This window comes from Streptantibioticus parmotrematis (assembly GCF_019890615.1).
Classification (GTDB): Bacteria; Actinomycetota; Actinomycetes; order Streptomycetales; family Streptomycetaceae; genus Streptantibioticus_D; species Streptantibioticus_D parmotrematis.
Window position 1 is genome coordinate 355,380 of the sequence record NZ_JAINVZ010000004.1, and the last position, 12,226, is coordinate 367,605.

The following is a 12,226-nucleotide window of genomic DNA, read 5'->3' on the forward strand; positions in this document are numbered from 1 at the left end:
CCGAGATGGGCCGGCGCGTTCACACCAGCCGTACGAGCAGCAGTGCCAGCATCACCAGGAGGATCACGCCGACCGCGAGGGCCCGTGCCGTCACCATCGCGCCCAGCAGGCCGGCCATGCCCCGCTCGCGTTGCCGCTTCGGTCCGGCGTTCATATCTCGCAGGCTACCGCGCGCCCGGCCCGGATGACGTGGCGGACGGAGCGGGTGCGAGGATCGGGCCGGGCGGGTACAGGACGCGCCCAAGGCACATGCTTCAAGGGGGAGTTGCTGTGAGCGACGACGGCACGGTGGTCGTGGAATCGGTGGCGCACGTGGTCGGCGGCCGGGCGGAGGTCTTCGACGACGCGTGGCAGGACGTGGAGGCGGTGATCCGCCTGGACGCCTCGCGTTTCACGCCGGAGGCGCTGTACGGCCTGGACGCCTTCTCGCACATCGAGGTGGTCTTCCACTTCGACCGCGTACCGCCGGAGAAGATCGAGACCGGCGCCCGGCGGCCCCGGGGCAACCCCGACTGGCCGCTGGTCGGCATCTTCGCGCAGCGCGGCAAGAACCGCCCCAACCGCCTGGGCCTGTCCCGCTGCCGCCTGCACCGGGTGGACGGCCTGGACCTGCACGTCAGCGGCCTCGACGCGGTCGCGGGTACCCCGGTCCTCGACATCAAGCCGTACATGGCGGAGTTCGCCCCGAGGCAGGAGGTGACCCAGCCGGAGTGGTCGCGAGAGCTGATGCGCGGCTACTACTGACGCCTGCGGCCCGCGTCGTGTGACCGGATCGGCGCCGAGCCCCTGGCTCTGGCGCCGTCCGCGATCAACTCGCCTTGCTGGCCCGCCACTCCAGCGCCTGCGGCTCCTCGGTGAACTCGACCAGGTGCTGACCGGCGTACCGCTGGAGTGCGTCGCGCACCTCCGCCGGGGTGACGCGGAAGAACTCCTTGCGGGCGTTGACCCGGTTGACTCGGTGATCCGCGAACTCCCGGTGCAACTGGGTCTCCAGGCCGACGGCGTCCTTGCTGAAGATCAACGCGTGGACGTCGAAGCGGAACGGCACCGACGCGCCGCTCAGCTCGTAGATGCGCTCCAGAGGCTCCAGGCGCCGCGTCAGCCCGATCTTGACCATGCGGTCGCCGAACGCGCCGACGTTGGAGATGACGTACACGTACCCGGCCCGGACGTTGGCGGCGCGTGCCTCGACGGAGCTGAGGGCCTCCTCGATCTCGGCGAGCTTGGCCTCCATCTCCGCCACCGCGTCGTCCTCCCCGCGCAGGCGGAGTCGTTCCAGGGCGGACTGGTAGTGGCCCATCTCCTTGTTCAGCTTCTCCCGCTCGCGCTCCAACTCCCGCTGCGCCGCCGCCTCTTCCCGTTCGCGTGCCCTGATCTCCCGCTGCGCCTCCTTCTCCTCCTCCTTCTTCTGCAGGAAGTCCGCGGTCAGTTGCAGCTCCCGCACGCGGGCGTCGTGGTAGGCGTCGGAGATGCGGATGTTCATGGTCGCGCCGAGCCTGGCGATGGTCTCCCGGCTCTTGTAGAGCCGGTCGACGAGTGAGTCCAGACGGTGCGGGCGCATCGTGCGGACCGCGTAGTCCGCCTCCGCGTTGTACGCCCTGAGCATCAGCTTCGAGAAGTCGCGCACCATCTTGCGCCCGGCGCTCGCGGAACCGTTGACCGTCCAGTGCTGCGCCGACAGCACCGCGTTGCCCTCCCGCGCGAGGGTCTTGATCCTGGCCTGGAGCGACTCGAGACGGCTGCGGTAGGCGAGGGCGTCCTGCAACTGGTGCCGGTACGCGTAGATGCCGACCTCCTGGAGCAACGCCACCTCGTCGGTGGTCACCACCTGCGCCCGGAGTTCGGCGAGCCGTTCCCTGGCCTGGTGGGTGTCCTTGCGGAGCGCTTCCGCTTCTTTCCTGGCCCGGCCGACGTCCCTGACCGCCTTCTTGGACTCCTCCCGCGCCTGGGCCTCGGCCTCCTTCCTCTCCCGCCGCGCCGCTTCCCGTTCCCGGGCCACCTCGTCCCTGGCCTCCGCGAGCAGGCGTTCCGCCTCGGCTGAGGCGGCTTCGCGCAACGCCTCGGCTTCCTCGCGCGCCAGTTGGAGCGCGTCCAGGACCTGGAGGGCGTCCATGCCCTGAGTGCTCGCTACCCAGGCCCGCAGCCGTTCGGCCTCCGGGTTCTCGTCCCGGCGGCGCCTGCCGAACAGGCCGCCACGGCGGGCCTGCGGAAGCGGCACGACCGACGGAGTCACGTACTCGACACCGAGCCCGGCCTCGACGGGGCTTCCCCCACCGGTGCTTCCCCCACCGGTGCCGTCGGGCACCCACAGCTGCCAGCCCGAGGGCGGCGGAGGCCACGCCGGATCCGGCTGCCAGCCCGGAGGCGGCGCCCATCCCGGCGGAGGCGCAGGCCAGCACGGAGGCGGATTGAACCGGTACAGCATCGAACCCCCCAACACCCGGCCCGTCCCCACAGGCCGATGGCATGCCACCGTTCACACCGCCGACGTCCGGCATGCCGACTCTTCGTACCGCCGACGTCGCGGACGGTCAGTGAATCGACGTTACTGCCACCTGCCCGAAAGCGCGCCCTTCTTGGGCCGGTCAGGGCCAGGCGCCGACGAGCTCGCCGACGAGCCGACAGCGTGATCAGCGCCCCCGAGTGAACGCCGCGGTGGCCACCGGAATCCAGCCGGTTGCTCGGGTCGTCCACTGATCCCAGCCGTGATCCACTGGCAGTCGGCATGATGCGGCCAGGAAAACATGATGCGGCCAGAAAAAGGTGCCGCAGGCGGGCGATGTCTCGCCGTAGGCTCGGGTCCTGATCACCGGGGAGGGGCCCACGATGTCGATCACGCCGGAGCTGCTGCACGGAGGATGGTCGCCCTCGGCGCCGGCCGTCTCCCCCGATGGGCGCTGGGTGGCCTGGGTGACCGGGCCGGTGGTGCCGCGGGGAGCACCGCACGCCGCGTTGTGGGTGGCTCCCGCCGACGGGTCCGCCTCCGCCCGGCGCCTGACCGACGGGGCCCGCCGGGTGTCGCTGCCACGCTGGACCGCTGACTCCGGCGCGCTGATCCACCTGGCCGACGGCGCACTCGTGCGTGTCGGGCTCGACGGGGAGCAGGTCGCGTTGACCGAGTGGGAAGGCTGGGTCGGCGAAATGATCGCGCTGGACGGCGGCCCGCTCGTGCTGCTCGGCGAGCCGGACGACCAGGAGCCGGAGAACGGCATCACGGTCTGGACCGGCGACGAGACCCCCGCCGGTGACCGGTTGATGCTGCTCGCCCCCGGCGACATCGCGCCCCGGCGGCTCACCGCGCCGGGCGACCGGCACGTGACGGCGGTCGCCGCACGGCCGGACGGCGCAGCGCTCGCCGTCATCAGCTGGGACGAGCCCGCCGAGGAACCCGGCGCCTTCACCGCCCGTCTGCATGTCGTCGACCCGCACCGCGACACCGCACGCGACATGGGACCGTTGCCGCTGAACGCGTCCTGCCCCGCATGGTGGCACGACGGGACCGCGTGGCACGTCGCGCTGCTCGGCGTCACCCCTCCCGGGCCCGTCGGCGGCCTGACCGTGCTGGACGTCACGGTCCCGCCGCCGGGCCTGACGCCGGGACCCCCGCGCGACTTGACGCCGGACGGCACCATCTGCCCGGTCGAACTCGTCCAGTCCTGCGCGGGGCCCCTCGCCCTGTTCGCCGACGGGCTCGACACCTCGGTACGCCGATTGCGCCCCGCCACAGGGGACTTCGAGGAGATCGCCCGGATACGCGGGCTGGCGTCCTCGCTCGCCACCGACCGGGACGGCGGTGTGACGGCGCTGCGGATCAGCGGCCCGCAGACCCCGAACGACGTGTTCGTCCTGCGCTCCGACGGCCGACCGCGTCAACTCAGCGACACTCGGCCGCAGTTCCGCGACGTCGACTGGGGGACGCAGGAGCGTCTGACGTGGACCGCGCCGGACGGCCTGCCCCTCGACGGCCTGCTCGTGCTGCCCCCCGGCCGTTCCCGGGCGGACGGACCGCTGCCCCTGGTCGCCCTCGTGCACGGCGGCCCGTACGCACGGTACGCGGACGCGTTGCAGTTCAACGCCTACGTGTCCGCGCAGCACGTGGCGGCCGGAGGCTACGCCGTCCTGCTGCCCAACCCGCGCGGCAGCCAGGGCCACGGCCCGGCCTTCGCGGCCCGGGTCGTCGGCGACCTCGGGGGCGCCGAACTCGGCGACGTCCTGGCCGGCATCGACCAGCTGACCGCCGACGGCGTCGCCGACCCCGCCCGGCTGGCGATCGCCGGCTGGAGCCACGGCGGCTACCTCGCGGCCTGGGCCGCCGCCCGCACCGACCGCTTCCGCGCCGCGGTCGTCGGCGCGGGCATCGCCGACTGGGGCATGCAGACCGCGTTCGGCGAACTCGGCCGCGAGGAGGCCGGATACAGCGGCTCCCACGGCTGGGAGAGCCCCGGCCCGCACCCGCACGACGCGGTCAGCCCGATCGGCCACGCCGCGGACATCACTGCGCCCGTGCTCATCCTGCACGGCGAACAGGACACCAACGTGCCCGTGGCCCAGGCGGTGTACCTGCACCGGGCGCTGCGCCACTTCGGAGTGCCGCACGAGTTCGTCCGCTACGCCGGGGAGGGCCACATCTTCTCCGACCCCACGCACCAGGCGGACGTCATGCACCGCATACGGGCGTTCCTGGACCGCCATCTGTGACCCCGCCCGGACCCTCGCCCAGCTCGCCGTCTAAGGCCAGCTCTTCCCCGACCGCCGGGACCTCGACGTCACACCGGTCGGGGGCGGGGCCCCGACGCACGTCTTTCAGGAAGGCATCCATCGCCTCGGCCGCACCTGCCCCGCCAGATTCCACAGCGCCTGCCGCGGCTCGCGCTTCGAGGGAAGGCCCGCCCCCCGGAGCCAGGGACGAAGGCCCTTGCCCCGGGAAGCGTGCGTGCTCGTCGGCTGGTCAGCCGCCTATCGTGTTCGCCCTATAGGCCGCGCTCACCTCACGCCGGCACGATGAGGAGCCGGGACCGGACCACCGTGACCGGGAGCCGGGACCGGGCCACCGTGACCGGGAGCCGGAGCCGGGACCGGACCACCATGACCGGGAGCCGGGACCGGACCACCATGGCCCGGAGCCGGAGCCGGAGCCGGGACCGGACCACCATGACCGGGAGCCGGAACCGGACCACCATGACCCGGAGCCGGGACCGGACCACCGTGAGCGGGAACCGGGCCACCGTGAGAAGCCGGGACCGGGGCAGCGTGGGCCGGAGCCGGGGCAGCGTGGGCCGGAGCCGGAGCAGCATGGGCCGGAGCCGGAGCAGCATGGGCCGGAGCCGGAGCAGCATGGGCCGGAGCCGGAGCAGCATGGGCCGGAGCCGGAGCAGCATGAGAAGCCTGGACCGGACCGGCGTGAGAAGCCGGAATCGGACCAGCACCCTGAGAAGCCGGGGCCGCGCAGGCGACGCCGGCGGTGCCTGCGGCGGCCAGGATGGTTCCGGCGGCGATGCTGTACATCCGGCGCTGGTTCGATGTGATCTTGCGGTGCTTCGACAACGATCTTCCTCTGTCCGGGATCACGGGCTGCAGCTCGTGGCACTGGAGCCCTCGTGTGAGAGGAGTACGGAAAGGGGCGCGGGCAGGTTGCACGCGGACCGGAAAAAACTTTCCCGCCACGCCATGCAACCTCCGAAGGGCCGCTCCACGTATGTGTGACAGGGGAGCGGTGCGCAAACGGAGGGTCGGCAAGAGTGAGGGAAGCGGTCCGGAAGCGGGAGTTTCGGGAATTCGCCGAGACGCGGCAAGCGCAACTCCGGCGCAGCGCCTACCTGCTGTGCGGGGACTGGCATCGGGCACAGGACTTGACCCAGACCGCCCTGATGAAGCTCTACGCGGCCTGGGACCGGGTCAACCGGGACGGCAACGTGGACGCCTACGCACGCACCGTGCTCACCCGCACCTTTATCGACCAGCTACGTAAGGGAGACTGGCGGGAGGAGCCGGTGAGCGAGCCACCCGATCCGCCCCCTATGGTGTCGGCCGCACCGGAGTTGCGGTTGATGATGCAAGAGGCCCTGATGGAACTGCCGCCCCGCTACCGAGCCGTGTTGGTCCTGCGGTTCTGGGAGGACTGGACCGTCGAGCAGACCGCGCACGCACTGCGAGTGTCTCCGGGAACGGTCAAAAGCCAAAGCGCCCGTGGGCTCGCCCGGTTGCGCGAGATCGTCGGGGACCTGACCCGTGAACGGACCGACAGGTGAAGGCAGGTATGGACGAGCACGACAACGACGCTCTGCACGCCGCCTTCCAAGCGGTTCTCGAAGCGCGTCCGGAGCCTCCGCTGCCCAGCGTCACCGAAGCGGCCATCGCCGGCGGGCGTCGTATCCGACGCAGGCGGGCGGCGTTCGTCACAGCGGGCGTATTCGCCGTCGTGGCTTCCACGGCCACCGTGGCCATCGGCCTGTCCAGTGCGGGCGGCACGGGCGGCGAACGCGCGCCGCTGCCCCTCGCTCCGGTCAGCACCACCCGCCCGACGCCCCACCCGACCACTCCCGCACCGGAGACCTCCGGGACATCGACCACCCACCACACCGAAGTGGCCCCATCCGCCTCACGCCTCCCCGCCTCCGCCTCTGGGGCAATGACGGCTTCAGGAAGCGCGCACGTGGCCGACGGGCCTCTGCCAGGATCGGCACATCCCCATCAAGGCAGGGGCCCCGAAGGACCTGTCCCGCAGAAATGACCCTTCCCGGAAGCACGTCCGAACCGGCCCTCCGAGGGGATCTTGGCCACCTGATCCGTTCTCGGTGAGGACGCGCGACAGCTGGGCCCAGCCTCTGTACGACCATGGACCTGCGCTCGCGCCCACAATCCGCTGTCTCCGGGCTGGAGTCACCCCCGCCGACCACCCCAATCCCGCCGCCTGCGTAAGGCTGTATTCGCCGAGGTCACCGAACTCGCCGCACCGGACCGCCCGTCTCCTCCTCATCTGGCACGGATCTGGCACGGCCGAGTACCGTCGATCGCATGACCTCGGACGCGGGTGGGACGCAGGACGCGGCTAGGGAGTTCACGGAGGAGACGGCCGGGACGATACTCCGCGAGGCGTGCGTGGACGCTGGACTCGACGCCGTCGAAGCCGAGTTGGTTCGACTGGGCTCCAACGCCGTGTACCGCCTGGCGTCCGCCCCCGTCATCGTCCGCATCGCCCGCGACCCGTCCGCGGCGGACGAGATGGAGCGCGCGGTCCGCATGGCTCGTTGGCTGGAGGCGGAGGACTTCCTCGCCGTGCGAGCCCTGAGCGATCTGCGCCAGCCCGTGAGCGTCGGCGGCCGGGTGGTGACGTTCTGGGAGAGCGTCCAGGCGCGTGAGGAGTACGCGACCGTCGCCGAGCTGGCCGACCTGCTGCGCCGCCTGCACTGGCTGGAGGAGCCCAAGTCCCTGGGGCTGGAGTACTTCGACCCGTTCGCGAAGGTGGACGCCGGCCTGGCCGCGTTGGACGGCGTCAGCGTCCAGGACCGGGAGTTCCTGGCGGAACGGGCGGACAAGCTGAGCAAGGAGTACGACCGGCTGGACTTCGTCCTGCCCTTCGGGCTGATCCATGGCGACGCCAATATCGGCAATGTCCTGCGCCACCGTGACGGCCGGGCCGTGCTCATAGACCTCGACGGCGTGACACTGGCGCCGCGTGAGTGGGACCTGATCCTGACCGCGATGTACTACGAGCGGTACGGCTGGCACACCCGCACCGAGTACGAGGCGTTCGTCCACCATTACGGCTTCGACGTCATGAACTGGCCTGGGTACGCAGTCCTGGCCGATGTACGCGAGTTGATGATGGTCTTGTGGATGGGCGGCCAGGTCTCGTCCAGCGGCAGGTCGGCGGAGGAGTTCGCACGGCGGGTGCACACGTTGCGGATGGGCGGCAGCCGACGTGATTGGCAAGCCTTTTAGGAATTGCGCTAGTACATGCCTGCCCCTGCACGGCAGCACGTCCATTCATTTCCTGGGTGGCAACATGATTGGCAACTGGTCAAGTCATCACAGACCGGGTAGCCGGTTCGTTAAGTGCGTCCGTTGCCACATAGGCTTTCGGTCAAGCGGCGTTTCGCGTTCCACTTTCGAGAGGTACGCGCTCAACGCCCGATTTAATGCGCGTTTTGAGTACCCCTCACGAAGAATCGACCGGGGCGCGAGCCGACCCTCAGCAGTGTGATCCATTTCTCATTTACCACAATGCGAATTTCTGGAATTTTCAGTTCCGTCCGTTTTACGGAGAGATGCCCCCCGCGCGGGTAACTCTCTGAGGCCGCTTCCGCAGCACGAGTTGGGCTGGCCGAATATGTGTAGAAGCTGTGTACGAGACTCCGCCAAGATCGACTCTCGAACGGGGGCCGCTCACTGGCACCCGACCAACTGGAGGATTCCATGCACTTAGCTCCTCGTGTCGCTACTGCCGCTGTGGCGGTTGCCTCTCTGGTCTCCATGGCCGGCCCGGCTCAGGCCGCGACGCCGCACACCGCCCATCACGCGGCCAAGCCCGCGTTCCAGGGCGGCAACTGCGACTACTACGTCTCGTGCACCAGCCTGTCGAACGGCACTCTCTACGTGTCAGTCTTCGACGCGGGATCCCGGCCCAGCGAGATCCAGGACCAGTACGTCAAGACTGGCGGCGGCACGATCACGGCGCGGTTCGAGTACAACGACGGATCGAGCATCCACTACGACAACGGGGCCTTCAGCCAGGGCTCGGGCCAGACCAAGACGTTCGAGTGGAAGAACCAGTACCCGGCGTCGTGCGCGCCCATCGTGGGGATCCTGTCGGTCTCCGGCCAGGGGACGTTCCAGACCCCTCCGGTAGACGACTGCTGAGGTACTGACACCGCAAGAGTGGCACCGGAAGGCCTGCACCCGCGTCACACAAAGTGCAGGCCTTCCCCTCTTCCCACCGAAGGACGTTTCATGCTCCGCGCGATCTTGGGCGCCAACCCGGACTTGGTGCCCGCCTTCTTCGTTCTTGCCGCGCTGTTCGGCATCGCCGCATGGCGTCTGTCCCGAGGACGCACACCAACGTGGACCACAGTCCTGTTCGGGGTCTCCTTAGCCGCGGAGCTGACCGCGACGCTGTACCCGACCGGCAAGCACGCTGCTGCTTCCTACGTTTGCTTCTACAGCTACGACTTCGCCGCCGCGTTCGGCGATCAGCAAGGCCTGATGAACGTGGCCATGTACGTGCCACTGGGGCTCTTCGGTGTCTTGGCCCTCCGCAAGCCCTTGGCCGTATTGGCCGGATGCCTCATGCTGTCCGCGACAACGGAGACCCTGCAAGCCCTGATTCCTCACATTGGGCGCGCCTGCGACTCCCAGGACTTCGTCACGAATTCTGCTGGGGCGATAGCTGGGGTAGGCGCCGCCTGCCTCTGGATCTCGACACGACAGCGCTTTCTCATACCGACCCGTCGTGAGGCTGTATGGGCGGTGGCCCCCTTGGCGGCCGGCGCCGTCGCGCTCGCTATTGTGCAGCGAGGGGTGATTCAACCGCAGTGGGAAGACACCCCCCTGACGGACTCGCACTCTTCAACCCAGGAAGCACTGGCGAACCGCGATGCGGAAGCCCTCTTGGGCGCTCACACGAAGGTCGTCAGAGTGCAGGACCAAGCGGCTCTCGCTCAAGTCCCGGAACTCCTCCTTGTCACCACCGATACTGGGTCCTTCAGCATCGAATGGCCGTCCGGCCAGCTCAACCAAGGCACCCTAGGATTCCAGCCACTGCCCTCGACCGGCGGATCAGACAAGGAAGCCCGGGCAGCCGCCGACGCTTTCGCTCGACGCTGGTTCCCGCGCGACGCCGCAGGGGCCACGTCGAAGGTCTTCAGGATCGATCCCACCAAGGCCCGGAGGATCGTGGAGTACCGGCGCTACCGTGCCTCTGACGGCCTACTGGAGCCGATGCGACTCGACATCGAGGTCGATCCGGGCGGGCACGTAGTCCAGTTCACGTCGCGGAACGTGCCCGACCCAGCCGTTCCCGCAGTCAAGATCTCAAGGACTCAGGCACTCGCCGTAGCTGCCAAACAGAATCCTGGCTCTGTTCAGACAGCCTTCCTTCTCGCCCAACAGGAGGACGGTCGTTGGCGGCCTTGCTGGGCAGTGACCGTGGGAGCAGCGGGTTCGCCAGGCACACCTGTCGTCATTGACGCAGTCACTGGACAGGTTTTTCCACCCTCGACGTGATCGTGCGCACAGTGCCCCGGGGAGCCTCACGATGTCTATCGTGACTGCGTAATGACGGTCGCCGTTGCGGCCCACAGGCGGTGCTCCCGCGCTCGCTCGTGGAACTCGCGGACGGTCGGTGACGTCTGGAACTCGCCCAGGTGGCGTCGGAACTCTGCGAGGTAGGCCACGCAGCGCGCGGACTTGAGTTGTTCGCCGAGGTCCAGCGCGTCGAGGGCGACCCGGCACGCCTCTTCGGGGTCGTCGGCGTGGAGGTGGGCGTCGGCCAGGACCATCGTCGCGAAGAAGTCGCTGCGGACGTGGCTGCCGCTCATGGCGTTCTCGGCGTGGGCGACGGCCTGGCGGGCGCTGCGGACGTCACGGAAGCAGTGGGCAGCCTCGGCGGCAAGCTCGGCCTCGTCGAAGTAGGTGATCCACTCGGGCTCGTCGTCGTTGTTGCGGCTCTCCAGCGCCCGTGCGGCCTCGGTGAGCGCGGCCTCGCAGGCCCGCCGGTCCCCCGTGCGGGCGAGCGCGCGGGCCTTCATCGCGTGGAACTGCGCGCGCAGCGTGGGAGTGGCGACGCCGGAGATGCCCATCAGGGCGGCTCTCGCGAGGGTGGCAGCGCGGGTGAACTGGCCCAGGAAGGTTGCTTGGTGGCTCATCGCGGACAGGATGCTGCCCGCTAAGCGGCGGTCGTTGCCGTCCTGAGCGAGCCGCAGGGCTTGGAGGAAGTAGCGCTGCGCGAGCCCGTGACGGCACGCGTCGTACGACATCCACCCGGCGAGAAGGGTGGACTCGGCGACGGTCGAGAAGAGCGCGCGGCCGACCGGCTCGGTGTACGTCCCGCTGAGCAGCGGTGCCACGTCGCGGCTGAGGTACTGGATGACGGACTGCCGGGCGTGATCTCCGCCGAAACGGTCGTCCAACTGCGCGAACAGGTCGCTGGTCGACTTGATCACGCTCACGTCGGCCAAGCCCCCGCGCACGGTGGCGTCGGCGGCGCGCTGCGACGGGAAGGACGGTTCCGGGGCGACCAGCCAGCGCAGGGAGGCTTCGTTCCAGGCGTGTTCGGACGGCTCCGCCTGGAGAAGCGGCTCGTAGCCGTTGAGGTCGGCGCGCCACAGGCGGTCCACGGTGGCGATCGCGTCGTCGGGGCTCGCCGGGTACGCGGCATGGAGGAGTGTCGTGTCCTGGTCGGTGCGGTGGTTCAGCCCGAGTTCCGCCGCGGTGACATTCAGGGCCTCGCACAGCAGCGGGCCGTAGAAGTCGTCGGGCGTGCTGTGCCCGTTCTCCCAGCTCGCGATCCGACGCTTCACGCTGGCGTCGGCGGGGAGCGCGTGACCGTGGCGACCGGCGAGGCGGCGCAACTCGCTCACCAAGCGCGGTTGGCTCCACCCTCGCGTCCTTCGTGCATCACGCAGCAAAACGCTCGTGGAGCGGTTCGACTCCATGGTGTTCACCTCCTCGCGGCGACGGGCGGCGCGACCACGCGGGAGCTGATCCACAGGATGGGGCACTCGACCGTCCGCGCGGCCATGGTCTACCAGCACCTCGTCGGCGGACGCGACCAGGAGATCGCCGACCACGTCGACCGCCTGATCAAGAAGTCCCAGAAGAGCACGAAAGGCGGAAGGAAGAACACGAAGGGGAAGGGCGGCAAGATCAACTGATCTGGCACGACCGCCGACGCGGCATGATCCGCGGCCCGACATGATCAAGGCCCAGGCCACCGGCTCACCACCGGTCGACCTGGGCCTTCGTCGTACTGCCTGCGGCTGGGAAGCCGAGAGCCCCCTGTCGGGTTCGAACCGACGACCCCCGCTTTACAAGAGCGGTGCTCTGGCCAGCTGAGCTAAGGAGGCTTGGCCCCGGGCGGCTGTGCCGTGCGGGGCCATCTGAAGGGTACCAAGCATGCGCGGCGGTGGCTGGACGGAAGCCCGGCCTGCTGGGATGCCTCGGACCGGGACGCGGTGGAATTCGGGTCGCCCCGCGGAATCCCCCGCTCGCGGCTACTGACAACGGCCCC

General features: G+C 69.6%; 10 protein-coding genes and 1 tRNA gene. 7 read left to right on the top strand and 4 right to left on the bottom strand.

From position 1 onward, the window contains the following. Positions 1-19: 19 nt before the first annotated feature. The gene (locus K7472_RS33200) at positions 20-154 is read right to left on the bottom strand and encodes a hypothetical protein (protein WP_289678952.1); all 135 of its coding nucleotides are present in this window, start codon (positions 152-154) and stop codon (positions 20-22) included. Positions 155-270: 116 nt separating this feature from the next. On the opposite strand from K7472_RS33200, the gene K7472_RS08910 reads away from it, so the two are divergent. After that, positions 271-744 (top strand): SAM-dependent methyltransferase, encoded by a 474-nt coding sequence (locus tag K7472_RS08910; protein WP_308013821.1) that lies wholly within the window; start codon positions 271-273, stop codon positions 742-744. 64 nt (positions 745-808) lie between these two features. On the opposite strand, the gene K7472_RS08915 is transcribed toward K7472_RS08910, so the two are convergent. Next, positions 809-2,305, bottom strand: a complete 1,497-nt coding sequence (locus K7472_RS08915; RefSeq protein ID WP_308013822.1) for an SNIPE associated domain-containing protein — start codon at positions 2,303-2,305, stop codon at positions 809-811. 521 nt (positions 2,306-2,826) lie between these two features. Between K7472_RS08915 and K7472_RS08920 the strand changes: the two genes are divergently transcribed. The 5 genes from K7472_RS08920 to K7472_RS08940 all read left to right on the top strand — a co-directional run bounded on the left by K7472_RS08920 (position 2,827) and on the right by K7472_RS08940 (position 10,221). After that, complete coding sequence (locus K7472_RS08920) at positions 2,827-4,698, top strand: S9 family peptidase (protein WP_222975857.1); 1,872 nt, start codon at positions 2,827-2,829, stop codon at positions 4,696-4,698. Positions 4,699-5,738: 1,040 nt separating this feature from the next. Beyond that, the gene (locus K7472_RS08925; protein ID WP_222975859.1) at positions 5,739-6,248 is read left to right on the top strand and encodes a SigE family RNA polymerase sigma factor; all 510 of its coding nucleotides are present in this window, start codon (positions 5,739-5,741) and stop codon (positions 6,246-6,248) included. Positions 6,249-7,014: 766 nt separating this feature from the next. Next, on the top strand, positions 7,015-7,941 hold the full coding sequence (locus tag K7472_RS08930; protein WP_222975861.1) for an aminoglycoside phosphotransferase family protein: 927 nt from the start codon (positions 7,015-7,017) through the stop codon (positions 7,939-7,941). A 507-nt stretch (positions 7,942-8,448) separates the two neighbouring features. Next, entirely contained in the window at positions 8,449-8,859 is a 411-nt protein-coding gene (locus K7472_RS08935) for a hypothetical protein (protein ID WP_222975863.1), read from the top strand. A 90-nt stretch (positions 8,860-8,949) separates the two neighbouring features. Next, positions 8,950-10,221: a VanZ family protein gene (locus K7472_RS08940; protein ID WP_222975865.1), complete on the top strand. Its 1,272-nt coding sequence runs from the start codon at positions 8,950-8,952 to the stop codon at positions 10,219-10,221. A 35-nt stretch (positions 10,222-10,256) separates the two neighbouring features. Here K7472_RS08940 and K7472_RS08945 read toward each other — a convergent pair whose 3' ends face one another. Continuing rightward, on the bottom strand, positions 10,257-11,576 hold the full coding sequence (locus K7472_RS08945) for an NsdA family TPR-like regulatory protein (RefSeq protein ID WP_504740131.1): 1,320 nt from the start codon (positions 11,574-11,576) through the stop codon (positions 10,257-10,259). Positions 11,577-11,708: 132 nt separating this feature from the next. Between K7472_RS08945 and K7472_RS08950 the strand changes: the two genes are divergently transcribed. Further along, entirely contained in the window at positions 11,709-11,870 is a 162-nt protein-coding gene (locus tag K7472_RS08950) for an integrase (RefSeq protein ID WP_252395283.1), read from the top strand. Positions 11,871-11,988: 118 nt separating this feature from the next. On the opposite strand, the gene K7472_RS08955 is transcribed toward K7472_RS08950, so the two are convergent. Then, positions 11,989-12,062, bottom strand: a tRNA-Thr gene (locus tag K7472_RS08955). Positions 12,063-12,226 lie beyond the last annotated feature (164 nt).